This is a genomic window from Mycobacterium sp. NGS18 (assembly GCF_059813185.1).
The window spans coordinates 1-208 of sequence record NZ_JCALEC010000044.1; the positions used below are offsets into that span (position 1 = coordinate 1).

Consider the following 208-nt stretch of genomic DNA (forward strand, 5'->3'; position numbering starts at 1 on the left):
CGATTGTTGCTGAGGCGCTGCGCAAGATCGATGACCTGACGGCGCGATTGGCGGTGGCTGAGGCCGGTGACACCGAGCCGATCGCGGTGGTCGGGATGGGCTGCCGGTTTCCGGGCGGGGCGGATGGCCCGGCCGCGTTCTGGCAGCTGTTGTGTGATGAGGGTTCGGGCATCGTTCGGGTTCCGGCGGATCGCTGGGACGCCGATGC

Annotated in this window: 1 protein-coding gene; it reads left to right on the top strand. The window is 68.8% G+C overall.

The features are described 5' to 3' along the window. Positions 1 to 2: 2 nt before the first annotated feature. A partial coding sequence (locus tag AC5Y31_RS21840) for a beta-ketoacyl synthase N-terminal-like domain-containing protein (protein WP_499982995.1) occupies positions 3 to 208 on the top strand: 206 nt, incomplete at its 3' end.